This is a genomic window from Parabacteroides sp. (assembly GCF_977054455.1).
Map to the genome: position 1 here is coordinate 145850 of NZ_CDRTCT010000005.1, position 21060 is coordinate 166909.

The 21060-nt window shown below is 50.7% G+C and carries 13 protein-coding genes; 9 read left to right on the forward strand and 4 right to left on the reverse strand.

What is annotated here, in order from left to right; genetic code table 11:
- Nucleotides 1–46 precede the first annotated feature (46 nt).
- From ruvB to ACW6QF_RS03855, 3 genes are all read left to right on the forward strand, one after another.
- Nucleotides 47–1075, forward strand: a complete 1029-nt coding sequence (ruvB, locus tag ACW6QF_RS03845; RefSeq protein WP_298550995.1) for a Holliday junction branch migration DNA helicase RuvB — start codon at nt 47–49, stop codon at nt 1073–1075.
- 2 nt (nt 1076–1077) lie between these two features.
- Nucleotides 1078–2826 (forward strand): ATP-binding protein, encoded by a 1749-nt coding sequence (locus ACW6QF_RS03850; RefSeq protein ID WP_298550994.1) that lies wholly within the window; start codon nt 1078–1080, stop codon nt 2824–2826.
- A gap of 154 nt (nt 2827–2980) precedes the next feature.
- Nucleotides 2981–4489, forward strand: coding sequence for a lipopolysaccharide biosynthesis protein (locus ACW6QF_RS03855; RefSeq protein ID WP_456086889.1), 1509 nt, complete (start codon nt 2981–2983; stop codon nt 4487–4489).
- A 160-nt stretch (nt 4490–4649) separates the two neighbouring features.
- Here the strand turns inward: ACW6QF_RS03855 and ACW6QF_RS03860 are convergent, their stop codons facing one another.
- The gene (locus tag ACW6QF_RS03860) at nt 4650–6719 is read right to left on the reverse strand and encodes a sensor histidine kinase (protein WP_298550990.1); all 2070 of its coding nucleotides are present in this window, start codon (nt 6717–6719) and stop codon (nt 4650–4652) included.
- A gap of 253 nt (nt 6720–6972) precedes the next feature.
- Between ACW6QF_RS03860 and ACW6QF_RS03865 the strand changes: the two genes are divergently transcribed.
- Nucleotides 6973–8331, forward strand: a complete 1359-nt coding sequence (locus ACW6QF_RS03865; protein WP_456086890.1) for a TIGR00341 family protein — start codon at nt 6973–6975, stop codon at nt 8329–8331.
- A 19-nt stretch (nt 8332–8350) separates the two neighbouring features.
- Complete coding sequence (locus tag ACW6QF_RS03870) at nt 8351–10483, forward strand: S46 family peptidase (RefSeq protein WP_366139611.1); 2133 nt, start codon at nt 8351–8353, stop codon at nt 10481–10483.
- A gap of 158 nt (nt 10484–10641) precedes the next feature.
- On the opposite strand, the gene ACW6QF_RS03875 is transcribed toward ACW6QF_RS03870, so the two are convergent.
- Entirely contained in the window at nt 10642–11460 is an 819-nt protein-coding gene (locus ACW6QF_RS03875; RefSeq protein ID WP_456086891.1) for a DUF6261 family protein, read from the reverse strand.
- A 221-nt stretch (nt 11461–11681) separates the two neighbouring features.
- Nucleotides 11682–12647, reverse strand: a complete 966-nt coding sequence (locus ACW6QF_RS03880) for a hypothetical protein (protein WP_298550982.1) — start codon at nt 12645–12647, stop codon at nt 11682–11684.
- 172 nt (nt 12648–12819) lie between these two features.
- On the opposite strand from ACW6QF_RS03880, the gene ACW6QF_RS03885 reads away from it, so the two are divergent.
- Nucleotides 12820–14394 (forward strand): sulfatase family protein, encoded by a 1575-nt coding sequence (locus ACW6QF_RS03885; protein WP_456086892.1) that lies wholly within the window; start codon nt 12820–12822, stop codon nt 14392–14394.
- Here ACW6QF_RS03885 and ACW6QF_RS03890 read toward each other — a convergent pair whose 3' ends face one another.
- Complete coding sequence (locus ACW6QF_RS03890) at nt 14395–15282, reverse strand: AraC family transcriptional regulator (RefSeq protein ID WP_298550978.1); 888 nt, start codon at nt 15280–15282, stop codon at nt 14395–14397.
- A 152-nt stretch (nt 15283–15434) separates the two neighbouring features.
- Between ACW6QF_RS03890 and ACW6QF_RS03895 the strand changes: the two genes are divergently transcribed.
- From ACW6QF_RS03895 to ACW6QF_RS03905, 3 genes are read left to right on the forward strand one after another with little or no spacing between them, the layout of a single operon-like run.
- Nucleotides 15435–16808 carry a sugar porter family MFS transporter gene (locus tag ACW6QF_RS03895; protein WP_456086893.1) on the forward strand — a complete coding sequence of 458 codons (1374 nt, stop codon included), beginning with the start codon at nt 15435–15437 and terminating at the stop codon, nt 16806–16808.
- 9 nt (nt 16809–16817) lie between these two features.
- On the forward strand, nt 16818–20117 hold the full coding sequence (locus tag ACW6QF_RS03900; protein ID WP_298550975.1) for a DUF5107 domain-containing protein: 3300 nt from the start codon (nt 16818–16820) through the stop codon (nt 20115–20117).
- A gap of 45 nt (nt 20118–20162) precedes the next feature.
- Nucleotides 20163–20951: a sugar-binding domain-containing protein gene (locus ACW6QF_RS03905; protein ID WP_456086894.1), complete on the forward strand. Its 789-nt coding sequence runs from the start codon at nt 20163–20165 to the stop codon at nt 20949–20951.
- The last annotated feature ends 109 nt before the right edge of the window (nt 20952–21060 follow it).

A 21060-nucleotide genomic window follows, 5' to 3' on the forward strand; every position in this document is an offset into this window, starting at 1 on the left:
GAACCCGGCAATTCTTATTATCTTTGCCTGTCAAAGTAATAAGAATATGGAAGATGAATTTGATATAAGGGATGCACGGGTTCCGGAGAGCGAGCGGGAGTACGAGAATGCGCTTCGTCCGCTTTCGTTTCATGACTTCAGCGGACAGGCCAAAGTGGTCGAGAACCTGAAGATTTTCGTGATGGCGGCCCGGATGCGTAAGGAGGCGCTCGACCATGTGCTGCTGCACGGGCCTCCCGGATTGGGAAAGACTACATTATCCAATATTATAGCGAATGAATTGGGAGTCGGCTTCAAGGTGACTTCCGGGCCGGTGCTGGATAAACCGGGCGATCTGGCGGGAGTGCTGACTTCGCTGGAGAAGAACGATGTTCTTTTTATCGACGAGATCCACCGCTTGAGCCCGATTGTGGAGGAGTACCTGTATTCGGCGATGGAAGATTACCGGATCGATATCATGATCGATAAAGGGCCGAGCGCCCGTTCCATCCAGATCGACCTGGCTCCGTTCACGCTGGTGGGGGCGACGACTCGTAGTGGTTTGCTGACAAGTCCGCTCAGGGCGCGGTTCGGGATCAATATGCACCTCGAATATTACGAGGTGGAGACGCTGACGAAGATCGTGTTGCGCAGTGCCGATATCCTGAATGTGAAATGCGAACTGAATGCGGCACGCGAGATCGCTTCCCGTAGCCGTGGTACGCCCCGTATAGCGAACGCGTTGCTGCGTCGCGTGCGTGATTTCGCACAGGTGAAAGGGTCCGGAGAGATCGACAAGGCGATTTCTTGCTATGCGCTGGAGGCACTGAACATCGACCGCTACGGCCTGGATCAGATCGACAATAAGTTGCTGACGACTATCATCGACAAATTTAACGGCGGACCGGTAGGATTGACGACTATCGCGACTGCCCTGGGAGAAGATCCCGGAACGCTGGAAGAGGTCTACGAGCCTTTCCTTATCAAAGAAGGCTTTATCAAACGTACGCCCCGCGGCCGCGAGGTGACGGAGTTGGCTTATACCCATCTGGGACGTAACAAGGGGAGCGAACAAGGTTTTTTATTTTGTGATTGATTATGGTGACGATAGAACAACTGAAGTCGTTGAAGGAATCCGAAGATCACGTTGAATTTAAAAAGGGTGAAGGAGGAAACATTGCCTATAACGGAGGTTCTAAAACAGAACCATCCGAAAGGAGACGTTGTATTTTGGGATATGTTACAGCCTTATGTAATGAAGGTGGAGGGCATTTGGTGATCGGTATGCACGATAAGTTCCCTCATAAAGTTATAGGGACTAAGCAGTGTGAAGGTGAAATCGGTGAATTGGAAGCCCGTATTTATCGTGATACGTCTATTCGTACGACTATTTATGAACTTTATGAGGATGGGAAACGAGTTTTGGTCATTGAGATTCCTGGGAGACCGGCTGGACGGGTTTTCAAATTTGAAGATGTTACTTTGATGCGTGTCGGTGAAGAGTTGAAACCGATGTCGGATGAGCATCTTTTGAAGATCTTGCAGGAACAAGAACCTGATTTTTCTCAACAAATTTGTAAGGAACTTACCATTTCCGATTTGGATCGGCAGGCGTTGGCGGTGATGAAAGAAAAGTATGCGATAAAACAGAATAATCCTCGATTTCGAACACTTTCCGATCGTCAGATATTAATTGATTTGGATCTGATTAGAGAGGGCAAGTTGACCAATGCTGCCTTGATTTTGTTGGGAAAAGAAGATATTATAAAAAAATATCTACCTCAATGTGCCGTCATGTTGGAATATCGTAATACAGAGTCGCAAATCCATTTTGATAATCGTTTATCTTTCCGTAAATCTTTTTTTCTGTTGATAGATGAACTGTGGCAAATGATTGATTTGAGGAATGGAAGTGTTCCGGTTCAGGAAGGAGCTTATATTTTTAATATTCCTTTTTTTAACGAGGAGGTTATTCGCGAATCTGTTAATAATGCGATTGCTCACCGTGATTATAGAAGGAATGGAGAGATTGTCATAAAGCAATATCCCAAAAGATTGGATATTGTTAACCCGGGTAGTTTTCCGATTGGGGTAACGATTGATAACTTATTGATTGTGCCGAGTACTCCTCGAAATCGTTTATTGGCAGATGTTTTGCAGAAGACAGGAGTGGTTGAACGTTCCGGGCAAGGAATCGACAAAATATTCTATAATACTCTGTCAGAGGGTAAAAAACTTCCGGATTATTCGAAATCTGATCATTTCAATGTCTATTTAAGTCTTTCTTCCATTATTGAGGATCAAGCTTTTGCTTTGTTTCTTGAATCGGTTCAGTCCACTTTACCTGATGATAGAAAACTGTCCGTTTTCGAAATTGTAACACTTGAACAGATAAAACGGGGAGTGAAGAGGAGCGAGTTGGACAAACAGGCATTATTATCGTTGCAACAACGCAAGTTGATAGAAAAGAAAGGGCATACGAGTGGTATTTATTATCTATTGGCTAAGGATTATTATGTTTTTACGGATCAGCAAGCCGAATATGTAAAACGTACGGATTGGGATGAAGATCAGGTATTCAATGTTGTCAGATCTTATTTGGAAAAATATGAAAAAATCAGAATGGGAGATATGGTTTGTTTGTTTGAAGGCAGATTGACAAGGAAACAAATTCGTAAAATGGTGGAAAAGTTGTTGGAACGTAAATGGCTACAGGCTAAAGGACGGGCTAAAGGTACTTATTATATACTGAGTCCGGCTTACGAAGAAAATGTCAAGATTTTACAAAAAGCGATGAATATTGGATTGAATGTGATGAAAGAAGCTTCACTCAAAGGAAAGAATTAGAAAAGGGCCAGAAAAGGGCCAGAAAATATTTCTTTTTTGATGTTTTGTTGTTTATACTTAATTTAAAAGCCTTGATTTTATGGCGTTATATCATTATTTCATAAAATCGGGAAAGGGCCAGAAATATGTTATTGCAGATATAAATTGTTAAGTTATGGCAGGAGGAATGAAGCGGCTCGCAGGGGAGACCGCAATTTATGGTGTCAGCAGTATTGTCGGGAAGTTTCTGAACTGGATGCTGGTGCCGATGTACACGCGTGTGCTGGCTACCGAGAGCGATTTCGGGATCGTGACGAATCTGTATGCCTGGACAGCCTTGTTGATGGTGATCTTGACGTATGGGATGGAGACCGGCTTTTTCCGGTTTATGAACAAGAAGGAGATCAAGCTCCCGATGCGGGTCTACGCGACGACGTTGTTCAGTCTGGCATTCACTTCCGTCCTGTTTATGGTGTTTGTGTTCAGTGCGCTGACTCCGGTCAGTAACTTCTTAGGATATGGTGCGCACCCTGAATATATCGGGATGATGGCGGGGATCGTGGCGGTGGATGCTTTCTGTTGCATTCCGTTTGCTTTCCTCCGGTATCAGGGGAAGGCGGTTCGCTTTGCGGCGATCAAGCTGTTGAATATATTCCTGAATATCGTATTGGTGATATTCTTCCTGATCGCTTGCCCGTGGCTGTATGAGCATGCGCCGGGATCGATCGGCTGGTTGTATGTGCCCGGTTACCAGGTGGAGTATATCTTTGTCGCCAATGTAGTTACTTCGGTGGTGACATTCTTGCTTTTGGTGCCGGATATGATACCCGGACTGCGCGAGAAAGCCAGTTTCGTATTGCTGAAACAGATGTTGAGATACTCGTTCCCGATCCTGATCTTAGGGATTGCCGGGATTTTCAACCAGACGGCGGATAAGATTCTGTTCCCTTTCCTGTTCGAAGATAAGGACTATGCGGCTACCCAGTTGGGAATTTACGGAGCCTGTTTCAAGGTGGCGGTGGTGATGGTGATGTTTATCCAGGCATTCCGGTATGCCTATGAACCTTTTATCTTTGCCAAGAATAAGGATGACGATAATACGAAGGCCTATTCGGAAGCAATGAAGTATTTCATCATCTTTTCGCTGATTATCTTTTTGGGCGTGATGTATTATCTGGATATACTGAAATATTTTGTGGACGCCAAGTATTATCCCGGATTGCGTGTCGTGCCGATCGTGATGCTGGGGGAACTGTTTTTCGGTATCTATTTCAACCTGTCGTTCTGGTATAAGCTGATCGACCAGACGCAGTGGGGAGCCTACTTCTCGACGATCGGTTGCGTGGTGACGGTGTTGATGATCGTGCTGCTGGCGCCGGTTTACGGGTATATGGCGTGTGCCTGGGCTTCCTTTGCCAGCAACCTGCTGATGATGATCCTTTCTTATGTGATCGGGCAGAAGAAGTTCCCGATCCGCTACGATATAAAGTCGGCGATACTTTACGGCATACTGGCAACCGTTTTCTATCTCGCGGGGATGTTGCCCCGGATCGATTCGGAAATCCTCCGCTTGGGCTATCGCACGGTCCTGCTCCTGATTTTCCTGGCAATCATCATTAAACGCGATCTCCCGTTGAGCGAATTGCCTTATATCGGGAAAAGGTTTGCATCTAAGAATATTTGAAACATTGAAGAACCAGGTTCGCGGATGAAACGGATTAAAGCGGATTAAAGCGGATTTTAATTATTTTATCCGTTAAAATCCGCCCGATCCGCGTCATCCGCGAACCTGGTTCTTTAGTGGTACATTTAGTTTCAAATCTGCTAAAATAAGAACCTTTTTATTATTTATAGGGATTTACCGGTAACCGCAGTACGAACCGGGCTCCCCCGGTGTAACTGGTGTCCAGCTTGAGGGTCCCGTTGAGGCGTTGGGTGATGAGGCGGCAGAGGTAGAGGCCGAGGCCCGAACCGGGGATGAAGTCGTCGTTCTTGGTGAAACGTTCGAAAATCCATTCGCTCTTGTCTGCCGGGATTCCGCATCCTGTGTCGGTAACGCTTATGCACATTATCTTTCCCTCTTCTTCGGTCTGGTAAGAGAGCGTGATACTTCCCCGGTTCGTGAACTTGTTCGCGTTGTTCAGCAGATGGGAGATGATAATACCGAAATGATTCGCGTCCGAATAGATCAGGTCATTGCTCTTGTCGCCTTCGACCTGGTAATGAATATCCGGTTTCTGCTGCAATTTTTTCAACAGGTTCATCTCGTGGTGGCAAAGCAGGTCGATGTGGACCGGTTCCAGCGGGAGGACCTCGTTGCTGCTGTCCAGTTGGGCGATTACCAGCACATCGTTCATCATGGAGGTGATGTTGTTGCAGTTCGTATAGATGATCTTGCTGAATTCCTTTTTTTCCTCCGGGCTTACGCCGTCGCCGGTGATCAGTTCGGCAAAGCCGTTGATCGCATTTAGCGGCGTGCGCACTTCGTGGCACATGTTCTTGATAAAGGCGTTCTTCATCCGCTCGCTTTCCTGCGCCTTTTCACTGGCGATGATGACCAACCGGTTCGATTCCTGCAACTTTTCGTACAGCGATTTGATCTTACCTAAACGGAAGAAGATGAAGATTCCGAAGCAGATCGAGAGGATGAGCAACGCAAGGAATAGATAGAGCTGGCTCCGGCTCTTTTGAAGGTCTACTTCGAGCGCCTTTTTCTCGACCACCAGCTCGTCCACGTTCTTTTTGATCTCCAGGTCTTCGACTTTGTTTTCCATGCTTCGCGTGCGTGCGGAATCCAGGAGTACGGTATATTCCTTATAGGCTTCATAGGCGTCTTTGTACCTGTGGAGGCTGTCGAGGCAGTCGATTTTGTCTTTTAGGGTCAGGACGATGTTTTCGGTCAGGTCGAACTGGAAATCACCGTGGCGGAAATAGTGGATGACCGAATCGTTGTAATCTGCCGCTTTCTGGAAGTCCCGTATCGACTTATAATAGTTGAGCGAAGTGAAATAGCGGTCATATTCGGCGGAGAATCCGGCATCTTCGGGATATTTCCTGTTCAGGTCGATGAAGTAGTTGAAATAGTAGGTTGCCATATCTTTCCCGACTGTTTCAGTTGCGGTTGCCAAAGTGGAGTAGGCGTTGAGCAGGTGCCGTTTGCTTGTGTACGGCCGTTTTTTCATCTCTTTTGTGGCCGCGTATTCCTTTTGTATGTTCAGGTAGCGGAGGGAGACTTTCACCCGATCTTCGGGAGTCGCTTCCATAAGGCTCAGTATACTGAGCGTATTGAGGCGGAACAGGTAGGAATAGCGGAGCGGGATGTTCTCCGACAGTTTGATCGCATTGTTCATGTAATAACAGACCTCTTTGTAAATGGCCTCCTGGTTTTTCGGATCGACCCGGTTGCTGTTTGCCATACCGAGGAGATAGTTGTTCGCTATTTTGTCGAGAACCGACATGTCCTTTTCCGTTTCAAGGCGGAGTTTGTATTTTTCGATCAGTTTCATCCGGTCCTCGCCTTTGGTGTAATAGACTACGCGGACGTCCATGATCGTCTTCATGTACGTGACGAGGTAATCGCGTGCTTTCCCTTTCAGTTCCCGTTCGGCTTCGGCGAGATACACCTTTGCGCTGTCTTTGGCATCGGTATTCACGTAAAAGCGCAAGATCTCGGTCAAGGCCGCTTCCTTATAATAGTCTTCGTCTTCTTCGAGGGCGAGCTGATAGAGTTGTTTCGCATATTTAACCTGTTCCTCCTGCCGTGAAATATCCATCAGATTAGTCATGGTTTCCAGTTTTTGCAAGGAGGAGGAGGCGGACGACAAAGCCCCCGACAGTGAATCTTTCACTGCTGTATTCGCCTCCGTAGCGAGGGAAAAAGCGAGGAAGTATATCAGAAGAATGTAGTGTTTCATCTTATTTATCGAGATTAATTGAGAATGTTTGTTATTATACTGCTCTGCGCATTTGCAAAGTTAAGCGAAAATCAATGATTATTGAGAGATTTAACGCGCTTATTTTATGTTCACAGCTCTTATTTTTTATTTCGAGATACTATTTCTATCTTTGTGCGGTTTAGGCGATGTGTTAAAACGGTTGTGAGAGAGTGTTAGCCATTGTAAAGCCCCTTTAACGGGATGTTCATATACAAACATTGATTTTAATAGGATGGAAAAAGGATTGTTGCACAAGCAGATTAGGGACTTCTTTGTCCGTAATTTCGATGTCCGTCAGGAAAAAGAGGATGAGCTCGAAACGATCGAGTCTATCAAGAAAGGCATAGAGTTCAAGGGGACGAACCTCTGGGTTCTGATCTTTGCGACCTTCGTCGCTTCGCTGGGTTTGAATACGAACTCGACGGCGGTGATTATCGGTGCGATGTTGATCTCCCCGCTGATGGGGCCTATCATGGGGTTCGGCTTGGGGCTGGGGATTTCCGATTTCGATCTGATCAAGCGTTCCTTCCGCAATTTTGCCACGGCGACGGTCTTCAGTGTCATCACGTCGACGCTCTTTTTCCTGATCTCCCCGATCAGCGAGGCGCAGAGCGAGTTGCTGGCCCGTACGCAGCCGACCGTCTACGACGTGCTGATCGCTTTCTTCGGCGGTCTGGCGGGGATCGTGGCCAGTTCGACCAAGAGCAAGGGGAATGTGATTCCCGGCGTGGCGATCGCCACGGCTTTGATGCCGCCGCTTTGTACGGCCGGTTTCGGGCTGGCGAGCGGTAACCTGTATTATTTCTTCGGCGCTTTCTACCTTTATTTTATCAATACGGTGTTCATCAGCCTGGCGACCTATGTGGTGGTCCGCCTGCTGAAATACCCGAAGAAAGTCTTTTTAGACAAACAGCGCGAGAAGATCGTGACGCGATATGTCGGGGTGATCGTCTTCTTTACCATCGTGCCCAGCCTTTTCCTGAGCTACAACCTGATCCGGGCCAGTTATTTCAACGACCGGGTGCGGACGTTTGTCGCCGATGAGCTGAGTTTCCCGAACACGCAGATACTGAGCAAGACGGTGACCGACACCAGTGACAAGAAAGAGGTGAAAGTAGTCCTGATCGGCGAGACAGTGCCTGAAACGATGATTACGAACGCCCGTGCCAAGATGCCGAAATACGGCTTGAAAAACGTGGGGCTTATCGTGCAACAGGGTTTCGGGCAGGAAGCCACCGATATCAACGAGTTGAAAAGCCTGCTGATGCAGGACCTGTATAAGAATAGCGAAGAGGTCCTCCGGGCGCAGTCCGTGCAGATCGATTCGCTGAAACGCGACCTGAACAAATATCACAGTTACAATCATCTTACGTCCGAGCTGATGCCGGAAATGAAAGTTCTTTTCCCCTATGTCAAGGAAGTCTCTTGTGCGCATACCTATCTGATGGATATGGATAGCATTCGAACCGATACCGTCCTGTTAGTCTACCTGAAAAGTAAAGAAAAAGTGCGTGAGGCAGAGCAGGAAAAGATTAAGAAATGGCTTGCCGCGCGTGTAGAACGAAAGAAAATCAAATTAATTATTGAATAACGAACAAAGAATGAATTTTATGAAGAAGTTGTGGGCAGTGTTACTGCTTCTCGTTGCTTCAGGCCAAGTGTTTGCCGATGAGGGCATGTGGGTGCTGAAAGAGTTGAACAAACAAAACCTGGCGAGGATGAAGGAGTTGGGATTTACTCCGTCTTACGAACAGTTGTACAGTGAAACCGGCCCTTGCGTCGCCAACGCCGTCGTGATCTTCGGAGGAGGATGTACCGGCATTACCGTTTCGAACGAGGGATTGGTCTTCACCAACCATCATTGCGGTTTCGGCTCGATCCAGCAGTTGAGCAGTGTGGAACACGATTACCTGAAAGACGGTTTCGTTTCGCAGAGTAAGGAAGAAGAGTTGCCGGTTCCGGGCCTGACGGTCCGTTACCTGCGTGAGACGGTGGATGTGAGCGACCGTATCAATTCTGAGATCGCTTCGATCAAGGAAGAGCACCTGCGTCTGGCCGCCGCCGATTCGATCGGGCAGGCGATGGCCGATTCTGTCGGGAACACGGAATTCCAGTCTGCCGATGTCGTGCCTTTCTACAACAATAACAAGTATTTCCTGATCGTCTACGATGTCTACAACGACGTCCGCATGGTGTTCGCCCCGCCCAGCTCGGTCGGGAAGTTCGGCGGCGATACGGACAACTGGATGTGGCCGCGCCATACGGGCGACTTCTCCGTGTTCCGCGTATATGCCGGAGCCGACAACAAGCCGGCGGCCTACAGCAAGGATAACAAGCCCTACCGGCCGAAATACGTGGCCGAAGTGTCGTTGCAAGGGTATGAGGACAAGGACTACGCGATGACGATCGGTTTCCCCGGCAGCACGGACCGTTACCTCTGTTCATGGGGCGTGCAGCAGCGTATCGAGGATAGCAACAAACCGCGTATCGAAGTGCGCGGCATCAAGCAGGCGATCTGGAAAGACGCGATGTTGAAGAGTGACGAGGTGCGCATCAAATATGCCTCCAAATATGCCGGCAGCTCCAACTACTGGAAAAACTCGATCGGTATGAACAAGGGCCTTGCCAACCTGAAAGTGATCGACCGCAAACGCGAAGAGGAAGCCGCTTTTGCCGCTTGGGTGGCACAAGACCCGAAGCGCAAGGAAGCCTATGGCGACGTGTTGAGCCTTCTGGAAAAGGGATATACTTCTTCCGGCGAATATAAGAAGATCTCCACCTACCTGGGCGAAGCGTTCCTGAGCGGCGCCGAGATCGTGAAGCTGGCCCGCATGATCCAGAGCGTGGATGTGAAAGGCTCGACCCCCGAAGAGATCGACATCTTCCTCGAAGATAATATCAAAGGCTTCTTCAAGGACTACGACGCAAGCCTCGACCGGAAGGTGCTGGCGGCAATGATGAAGATCGTGAAAGAACGGGTTCCGGCTGAGAATCTTCCGGATATCTACAAGAAGGTGGACAAGAAATATAAAGGCGATTATGAAAAGTATGCCGCCGATGTATTCAAGAAGACATCCATCCTGTCTTACGACAATATCGCCTCCATGCTGAAGGACCCGAAGAAATATGCGAAGCTGAAGAAGGACCCGGCTGCCGAGTTGAGCCTGTCCGTCCTCATCTCCCTCTTCGAGTTGCAACAGCTCACGGGTGATTCTTACTACGATATCGCCAAGGGCGAACGCCTCTATTTTGCCGGCTTGAAAGAGATGCACCCGGAGAAGGCTTTCGCTTCGGACGCCAACTTTACGATGCGTGTGAGCTACGGTTCCATCGGCGGTTACCGTCCGTACGATGCTGCCTGGTATGATTACTATACGACCCAGAAGGGGATCTTCGAAAAGGAAAACCCCGAAAGCGACGAGTTCTGGGTGCAGCCCGAAATCCTCGACCTGATCCGCAGCAAGGACTTCGGCCAGTATGCCAACAAGGACGGCGAATTGCAGCTTTGCTTCCTCTCGAACAACGACATCACAGGCGGTAACTCCGGCAGCCCTGTGTTCGACAAGAACGCCCGTCTGATCGGCCTTGCCTTCGATGGCAACTGGGAAGCGATGAGCGGCGACATCGCCTTCGAGCCGGACTTGCAGCGCACGATCAGCGTCGACATCCGCTATGTGCTGTATATGATTGACAAATGGGGGAAATGCCCGCGGTTGATTGAGGAGTTGAAATTGGTGAAGTAAGGAAGGTGTGTCAAAAGAAAATCCTGCTTACAATAGACATAATTCAGGCACGGATTTCACGGATTTACACGGATAAATTTATTATCTTTCCGTGTAATCCGCGTAATCCGTGCCTTAAAGATCGTGATAAAGGAGTTTTGACACACCTCCCTCCTTTTTTACAACTCTCCCGGCCTTTCTTCCTCGCCGCCGCCCGAAGGGGTGGAAGGTTCCTGCTTGTCGGCAGGGGTGAAATTGGGTTTCGGGCCGACGCCGGCGCGTGAAAGCGTGTTTTGCAATTGGAGGATGATGGCGTTCACCTCATCGATGACCGCGCCGATGGAGGTTTCCTTGTCACTGCTTTTCGTTACCAGGAAATTGACCTGGTAGAGGGCGTTGACGGCCGATGCCAGTTCCTTGTAAGCATCGTCCACTTTGGGGCGGATCGACTTCATATTGTCCGAAGTGGTACGTGCGAGGACTTCGGCGGACCGCCCGCTGTAGAGGTCGTTGAAGGCCTTGTTCGCTTCACCCAATTGCGTAATGACGGCTGTCAGGCCGAGCGTGGCGACATCCTCTTTGATGCCTTCCTGCTGCATTTTGTCGACGAAGTCCGTCACGGCAGCCGTGTTGGCGGCGTAGGTCAGACGAGGTGCGTCTTTGTAAGGCGCTAAATGATAGTCCAGCCGTTTGGCGGCTGTGGCAGTCGCCTCGATCGGGCACAGGAGTCCGGTCGTGATGGTTTGCGAAACATACAGGAAAAGGTTGTCGCGCGTTTTGTCGGCTGCTTCGACCTCCGGCGTGTCTTGCAACTTGGCATTGCGCAGGTAGCAGGTGTTTTCCGTGTCGAACAGTTCCTGGTAGGGGGTGCGCAACGTTTCGATTCCCTGTTCGGTAGCGAAATCGAGGGTGATGATACGCAGGATGTCGGAGTGGAACTGGTAGTGCTCGGCGTTGCGGGCACGTGAAAGATCAAATTTCAAATTAATCTGTTTCATGGTAATAAATTTATGGTATGAATAAAATAAATATCTTTTCGGAAGTTCCCGGAATCCCGGAAAATCATTTTTGAAGTTTCCGGAGTTTTCCGCCGTCTTCAAAAATGATTTTTCAGGCTTTCGGAACTTTCCGGCGGTTTGAAAAACGATTTTCGGAGCTTTCGGGAACTTCCGCCGCCTTGAAAAATGATTTTTCGGACTTTCGGAAGTTTCCGGAAGCTTCAAAAATCATTTTCCGGGTTTTCGGGAAGTTCCGAAGCCTCCGCTATCGCCTTCAGCATCTTTTGAAAGAAATCGGGAGGCAGGACAATGCCTTGTTGCATTTCGCGGAGTAACTTGTTCGATTCCTTTTTTTGGTCCAGCGAATCCTGGAGTATTTTTTGCATTGTATCCCAGTGTTCGATTCCTTTTTGGATTTGCTCCTCATAATCGGGTAGGAAGCGGTTGGCGGCTCTCCTAAGATGCCGTTCCCAGATTTTTCTGGCGTTGGGGGTGTTGAACAAGGCTTCGGCCTTGTTTATGTAAGTGTCAAAGTCTTTGTCGAGGTATAGCCCGATTTCTTTGAATTTTCGGAGGAGCGATTCTTCTTCATACACGAGCGCCTTATATTGCGACAGGCTCTCTTGGTCGAGGAATGTGATAAACGTGCGCATATCGCCTTTTTCCTCGGTGACGATCAGTCCTTGATCTGAAATCCAGACTTTCTTGGTCTTGAATTCTTCAGCAGTCCAGTTCGGGGGAGTGAAATTCGTCTTTTTCATGTCCGTCGTGTATCGTTGGAAGTAGACAGCCAAAGGCATCCAGCCCAAGTTGATATTGTTAGGTTCGATGTAACGTTCCTTGTATCGTTGCAAGAGATGAGGGGTTACTATCTCGAGTATAAACTCTGTGGTATCTTTCAGGAAGAGATAATAGACTTGTTCTCCTTTCTGTAGCGGGAGGTAGATGAGGTAACCATAGATCATGCCTCCGTTTGGCTTGCGAGAATGGACGAAGAAGCGCACTTCCCAATTGTTGTGGCGGCGCGTCCGGCACGTCCTGCTTTGCACGACGGAGTGGATCGCTTGTTTGTGTCGTTGTGTTTGGGCGAAATCCTGCAAGCCATATTGCAGCTTTGTCTTTATTTCCAGGAAATCCAGCAACGCTTCGTGGCGGATCTCTTCGTCTGTCATGGTCGATGTAAACATATTTGTCTTTTTTCTGATAAATCTGTTGCTAAAGGTAGGGTTTATTCCGGAACATTTCAGTTTTGTCTTGATTTTTATTTGTTGTCGGATTTTTTTTCTTCGTCCGAGCATCCTTGCCATCGGCACATTATTTAAATTCGTTACTTTTGCAGGGAAAAACAAAAGACATGCCATGAAAACATTGAATCAACTTATCATCGGAGCCGGCCTCCTGGCGACAGCCTCCCCGGTGTCGGCTGCCGGCAAAGCGGAAACGGCCGGCGAACGCCCGAACATCCTTTTCATCCTCTCCGACGACCACACGTCGCAGGCGTGGGGCATATACGGAGGAATCCTGAGCGAGTATGTGAAGAATGAGAATATCCGCCGCCTGGCGGCCGAGGGGTGCGTGCTCGACAACTGCTTCTGCACGAACTCGATCTCCGCGCCCAGCCGCGCTGCGATCATGACAGGCGCCTACAGCCATCATAACGGGGTCTACACGCTTGAAGACGGGCTTGACCCGATGGCGGACAATATCGCCAAGCAGATGCAGCAAGGCGGCTACCAGACCGCACTGATCGGCAAATGGCATCTGAAGAAACAACCTTCCGGCTTCGATTACTTCTGTGTTTTCCACGACCAGGGAGAATATTGGGACCCGCTGTTCAAGACCGCCGAAGGCTGGGTGGATGACGATCAGGGCAAGAGCGGCAAGGTGGAGAAAGGCTTCTCGACCGACCTGGTGACCGACAAGACGATCCGGTGGATCCGTTCGCGCGATAAGGACCAGCCCTTCATGATGTGCTGCCATTTCAAGGCGACGCACGAGCCGTGGGATTTCCCCGAACGGCTGGCGCATATCTATGACGGTGTCACCTTCCCCGAACCGGCCAATATGATGGAGTTCGGGCCGGAAGAATCCGGGCGTACCTTCCCCGGACAGCCGTTGGAGGACATGGCACGCCGGTGGGGCATCGCGTCGAAAGATCCGGATTCGTGGTGGTGCAAGTACCCCGAACTGCCTTTCTCCATAGAAGGGATGAGCAAGGAAGACGCACGCCGGAAGATCTATCAGAAGTTGATTCGCGACTACCTGCGTTGCGGGGCGGCCATCGACGACAATATCGGCCGCCTGCTGCGTTTCCTCGATGAGGAAGGGCTGGCCGAGAACACGATCGTGGTCTATGTCTCCGACCAGGGCTATTTCCTCGGTGAACACGGCATGTTCGACAAACGCATGATGTTCGAGGAACCGCTCCGTATGCCTTTCGTCATCCGCTACCCGAAGGAGATCCCCGCCGGGACGCGCAACGCCGACATCATCCTCAACACTGACTTTGCCGCCACGCTGGCCGACTATGCCGGAGTGAACGCTCCGTCGTGCAGCGAAGGCCGCAGCTTCCGCGACAACCTGAAAGGCGAGACTCCGCGCGACTGGCGGCAGTCCATGTACTACCGTTACTGGACGCACCATAAGATCCGTCCCGCCCACATGGGCATCCGCAACCATCGCTATAAACTGATGTTCCTCTACGGCGATCCGCTGAATGCGACCGGCTCGGATAAGGTTCCCGTCACGCCATCATGGGAATTTTACGACCTGCTCGCCGACCCGCACGAAAACCATAATGCCTACGGTTCCCCTACCTATGCCGGGGAAATCGAGAAGATGAAACGCGAGCTGTTGCAATTGCGGCGCGAGGTTGGCGATACCGACGCGGCGACTCCCCGGATGAAGGAGATTATGGAGGGGTATTATTGGTAATCACCCTTTCTTCATCTTCTTGTACTCCCGCGGCGGCATCCCCATGATCTTGCTGAAGAGGCGGGAGAAGTAATAGGTGTCTTCGATGCCGATCTTATAGCAGACCTGGTTCACCTTCATGTCGGTGAAGTCTAAGAGCCGGCAGGCTTGCTGTATCTTCAGTTGGTTGAAGTAGGCCAGCGGCGCGTAACCTGTCCGCTGGCTGAACAGGACGGAGAAGTGGGAGGACGAATAGCCTGTGTGGGCGGCGATCTCCTGCAACGTCAGCTTTTTCTCGATGTTCTCCTTCATGAAATGGATGGCAGCCGTCACGATATCGTTCTTTTCCGGCTCGTGGCGGGCGGCGTCACGGTACTGTTGCAAATAGCGCAATGTTCCGAGGTAGTGGTAGAAGATGGAGCAGGCGTATAATAGGTTTTCATGGCTGTAACCCATTTCCAGTGTCCGGAGTATCTCTTCGAACATGTCGATCCGGTTGCTGATGCGCGAGTGCATCCCCGGTTTGATCTCTATCGGGCGTGTGCACTGCCTGGAGAAATGGGGGGCCAGCTTTCCTTTAAAATGAATCCAGTAGATCGTCCACGGGTCCTCCTCGTTGGCCCCGTAGGCATGCGGTTTCCCGGCCGGCAGGATGAAATATTGGTTGGCGGTCACCTGGAATTCCTGCCCTTCCGTCCGGAACCAGCCCGATCCTTCTATGCAATAGATGAAGACGAACTGCGTGATCGGCTCCTGCCGTTCCCGGAAATGATGCCACGCTTTCGGGTAATATCCGATATCGGTAATGTGCAAAATGGAGGAAATAGGGTCTTCCTCCATCTCGTGGATGATGGGCTGTGGAAGGACAAGCGCCCGCTCCCCGCTGAAACCGTCTTTTCTTCTGATCATAATACGTCGATTTAGGAATGATGCAAACTTACGATTAAAATCGGAAGATCGTCCATCTCTATCAATTTTTTATCTATTTATTCTTCCCGCAAAAGGCATTTACTTTGCATCCGTATCTTAATCATTTACCGCAAACTTAATAACTAATTATCATGAAGCAAACAACAGGCTATTTGTTATTGATCTGCCTCGTCTCGGCAATGGGGGGATTGCTGTTCGGTTACGACTGGGTGGTGATCGGAGGCGCCAAGATATTTTATGAACCCTTTTTCAACCTGGAAGGTTCGGCGGCCCTCCGCGGCTGGGCGATGAGCAGCGCACTGGTCGGCTGCCTGGCAGGAGCCTTGCTTTCGGGGGCCTGGAGCGATCGTTACGGGCGAAAGAAGATGCTGATTGCCGCCTCTTTCCTCTTTGTGGCTTCGGCTGTTGGGACCGGGGCGGTAGATCGTTTCTCCTGGTTTATCGTCTATCGCATCGTCGGAGGCTTCGGTATCGGTATCGCCTCGAATGTCTCCCCGGTTTATATAGCCGAGGTTTCCCCGGCATCCGTTCGCGGCAAGTTTGTTTCGCTCAACCAGCTGACGATCGTGTTGGGTATCCTGATGGCGCAGTTGGCGAACTGGCAGATCGGCGAATATTTTACGGCCGGCGGCGAGACGTTGAGCGCGGAAAGTATCGAGTGGGCCTGGCGTTGGATGTTCTGGGCGGAGCTGGTTCCGGCAGACGTGTTCTTTATCCTCTCCTTTGTGATTCCCGAAAGCCCTCGTTGGTTGGCTATGGCGGGGCAGCCTGCCGAAGCCGGTAAAATCCTGGTGCGTGTCGGTGGGGAGGAATATGCCCGGCAAACGCTTTCCGAACTGGGACAGTTGGGCGAAGACAAGAAAGAAAAGGCCAACTGGGGCGCGTTGTTGCAGCCCGGTGTGCGGGGTGTGCTGGTGATCGGGATCGTATTGGCTGTCTTCCAACAGTGGTGCGGGATTAATGTGATCTTCAATTATGCGCAGGAAATCTTCTCGGCCGCCGGCTATGCCGTGTCCGATGTCCTGATGAATATCGTGGTGACAGGGGTGACGAATGTGATCTTTACGTTTGTTGCGATCTATACGGTCGATAAATGGGGGCGTCGCACGCTGATGTTTGTCGGTTCGGCAGGGTTGGCTTTGATCTATACGATCCTCGGGACGTGCTATTTCTCAGGGATCAGCGGTTGGCCGATGCTGTTGCTGGTCGTGCTGGCGATCGCTTGCTATGCCATGTCGCTGGCGCCGGTGGTCTGGGTCGTGCTCTCCGAGATCTTCCCCGTCCGCATACGCGGGATGGCGATGGCGCTCTCCACCTTTTTCCTTTGGGTGGCTTGCTTCGTGCTGACCTATACCTTCCCGATCCTGAACGAGGCGGTCGGCGCTTCGGGCACGTTCTGGCTGTATGGCGGAATCTGCCTCGCCGGTTTCCTCTTCATACGGGCCAAGCTGCCGGAGACGAAAGGAAAGACATTGGAAGAACTGGAAAAAGAATTAACGAAATAACTTTAGAATATGGCAGAGAATGTAAAAGTCTGGGAAGAAGACATCCTTCTCCCTACCTACGGCATCGGTAAACCGGAAAAGAACCCGATGTTCCTGGAAAAACGCGTGTATCAGGGGAGCAGCGGGGTGGTCTATCCCTATCCTGTGATCGAGAAGATCGAAGATACCTGTGAAAACAAGTCCTATCACGCCGTGTATCTGGAAAACGAATATATAAAGGTAATGATCCTGCCGGAACTCGGCGGGCGGGTGCAGATGGCGTACGACAAGATCAAGCAGCGTCATTTCATCTATTACAACCATGTGATCAAACCGGCCTTGGTCGGCCTGACGGGGCCTTGGATCTCCGGGGGAATCGAGTTCAACTGGCCGCAGCACCACCGTCCGAGCACGTTCCTTCCGGTGGATTATTCGATCGAGAAAAAGCCGGACGGCAGTGTGGTCGTCTGGGTGAGCGAAAGGGAACGGATGTTCCACCAGAAAGGGATGGCCGGGTTTACATTGCGTCCGGGGCGTGCGGTCCTGGAAATACAGGGCAAGGTGTATAATCCGACTCCGCTCCCGCAGACGTTCCTCTGGTGGGCGAATCCGGCGGTTGCCGTGAACGAGCAGTACCAATCGGTCTTTCCCGGTGATGTCAATGCCGTGTTCGATCATGGCAAACGCGATGTTTCGCGTTATCCGATCGCTACGGGAACGTATTACAAGATGGATTATTCGGCAGGTGTCGATATCTCCCGCTATAAGAATATTCCCGTCCCCACGTCCTACATGGCGATCCGTTCCCGATACAATTTTGTCGGCGGTTACGAAAACGATACCCGTGCCGGTGTCCTGCACGTCGCCAACCACCATATCTCACCGGGCAAGAAACAATGGACCTGGGGAAACGGTGATTTCGGGAAGGCCTGGGACCGGAACCTGACGGATGCCGACGGCCCTTATATCGAGTTGATGACGGGAGTCTATACCGACAACCAGCCGGATTTCACCTGGCTGCAACCGTATGAAGAAAAGACCTTCACCCAGTATTTTATGCCGTACCGGGAGTTGGGAGTCGTCAAGAACGCCTCTTCCGACCTGCTGATGAATATCGAGCCGGAAGGAGAAGCGCTGCGCCTGAAGATCTTTGCCACTTCTGCACAAAAAGAGTTGCATATCGTGGTCACAAAAGCCGGAGAACGGATATTGGATATTGTCCGCGACGTCACCCCGGAAGCCATCCTGGAAGAACTGCTCCCGAGGGTAGAATTTACAGGCTTAAGGGTATCGGTTTATACCCTTAAGGGAAAACTCCTGCTCTCTTGGGAGCCGGAACCCGATGAAGTCAGAGATATTCCCGAACCGGCAAAGGCGGCTCTCGATCCGAAAGAGATCCGGACGACGGAACAACTCTATCTGACCGGCCTGCATCTCGAACAATACCGCCATGCCACCTATTCCGCTACCGATTATTACCGGGAGGCGCTCAGCCGTGATCCGGGCGATGTCCGCAACAACAACGCAATGGGGCTGTGGCTGATCCGTAAGGGGCAGTTTGCAAAAGCCGAACCTTATTTGCGCCGTGCTGTCAAGACGCTGACGGAAAAGAACCCGAACCCGTATGACGGCGAGCCTTTGTATAATCTCGGATTGTCGCTTAAATATCAGGGTAAGACGGATGAGGCCTACGACTGTTTCTATAAAGCCTGTTGGAATGCGGCCTGGCAGGATGCCGGGTATTATTCGCTGGCTCAACTGTCCGCTTCGAAAGGCAATTGGGAGGAGGCATTGTATGAAATAGATAAATCCCTGCTCCGTAACTGGCATAACTTGCGCGGGCGCCATTTGAAGGCTGTCGTTCTCCGTCACCTCGGACGGGCGGACGAGGCGTTGGCCCTGATCCGGGAATCCCTCGCGATCGACCGCTTCAACTTCGGCTGTAGCTTTGAAGAGTATCTGTTGACGGGCGAGAAGGCTGTTTTGGACGACCTGCTCGTACGGATGCGTTCGGAAGGGCATAACTACGAGGAATTATCGCTCGACTATGCCTCTGCCGGCTGCTTCGAAGAAGCCCTGAAGGTCGTTGAGGCGGCTTTCGAAGTAGTTGTCTCGGAACGCACATTGCTGTATTATTATAAATGTTGGTTCCTATTATCCTTGGGGCGCTTGAAAGAGGCCGAAATGGCGATCTGCGTTGCCGAGCACCAGCCGGCTGACTGCTGTTTCCCGAATGCGCTCGAAGCGATCACGGCTTTGCAAGCGGTGATCCGGTTTACGGATGCCGTGCCTAAGGCCCATTATTACTTAGGCAACCTGTGGTATGACAAACGCCAATATCCCGAAGCGATCGCCGAATGGGAGAAGTCGATAGAGCTGGACGATACCTTCCCGACAGCACTCCGCAACTTGTCCTTAGCCTATTTCAACAAGCTGAATAAACAACAGGAAGCGGTGGCCTTACTGGAAAGGGCGTTTAAGGCGGATATACGGGATGCCCGTATCCTGATGGAATGCGACCAGCTCTATAAACGCTTGAACCGGCCGCATGCCGAGCGTCTGGCTGTATTGGACCTGGTAAAGGAGACCGCCTTCTCCCGCGACGACCTGTATCTGGAATATGTCACCCTGCTGAACCAGTTGGGACGTTATGAAGAGGCGATCCGCATGATCGATGCCCGCCGTTTCCATCCCTGGGAAGGGGGAGAAGGGAAAGTCCCTGCACAGTATCAGTTGGCACGTGTCGAGTTGGTAAAAGCTTGCCTGAAAGCCGGAGAGAATCAAAAAGCATTGGACTTGATCGAAGAATGTTTCATCTATCCTCATAACTTAGGCGAGGGGAAACTCTATGGCGCCCAGGAGAACGATTTCAATTACTACAAAGGCTGTGCCTTGCAAGCATTGGGACGTGAAGCCGAGGCCCGCGAACTGTTCCTGGCCGCCAGCACCGGGAATAGCCAGCCGGCAGCCGCCATGTACTACAACGACCAGAAGCCGGATAAGATCTTCTACCAGGGACTGGCGCTCCGTAAGTTAGGACGTGAAGATGAGGCACGCGGCCGCTTTAACCGGCTGATCGACTTTGGCGAAAAGCATTTGTTCGACACCTTCAAGATGGACTATTTCGCCGTCTCGCTCCCCGATCTCCAGATTTGGGAAGACGACATGGACAAGAAGAACCGCATCCATTGCAACTACCTGATGGGGTTGGGGCATCTCGGACTCGGCAACCTCGACAAGGCGGAACGTTATTTCCACATCGCCGCCGGGATGGATAATAACCATCAGGGAGTACAGATACATCTGAAAATGGTCGGAAACCTTATATAGTGCAATGGACGGACTGATATATGAATTACTTAAACTGATAGGATTATGAAGCAGGTGAACATCTTTTTATTTTGGGCCTCGATAAGCCTGGTATTCTTTCTGTCCTGCAAGGAGACGTCTTCCGAACTGTCTCTGGCAGGTGAGTGGCAATTTGCTTTGGACCCGGCAGATGCCGGAATAGGGCAGGAGTGGCAGAAGAAAGACTTGGCAGACGTTGTCCGTCTGCCGGGCTCATTACAAGAGCAGGGAAAAGGCGAAGAGGTCAGTCTGGACACCCGGTGGACCGGACAGGTGGTCGATAGCTCGTGGTATAATGCGCCCGAATATGCCAAGTACCGGCAACCGGGTAATATCAAGGTGCCTTTCTGGCTGAACCCGGACAAGCATTATGTAGGTGCAGCCTGGTATCGGAAGAAGGTGAATGTGCCTTCCGGTTGGGAGAACCGTCCGGTGGTACTTAGCCTCGAACGGACACATTGGGAGACTACCCTTTTCCTGGATGGCAAGAGAGTAGGGGAGCAGAACTCCCTTCAGACTCCCCACCGCTTTGTCTTAGACGGCCTGCAAGCCGGAGAGCATACGATCACGTTGCGCGTGGATAACCGCCTTTATGCAGAGGTCGGAATAAATGCACATAGTGTTTCCGACCATACGCAAAGTAACTGGAACGGAATTATCGGGGACATCAAACTGTCGGCAAAGCCTTCCCGGTATATCGAATCCGTCCAAATCTATCCGGATCTGAAGAAAAAGCAGGCCAAATTGAAGATACGGCTGGCTGGAAATGCCGGTAAAGACCATTCGATTCTTTCCTTGCATGTAGATAATAACTGAAAAGTACTCCACTAAAATAATTGAAAAGTATCCCACCCGTTGGATAGAACTTTAGGGCTATCGCATATAAAAGTCTGAGTTTTATCTACACTAATTAACATTATAAATT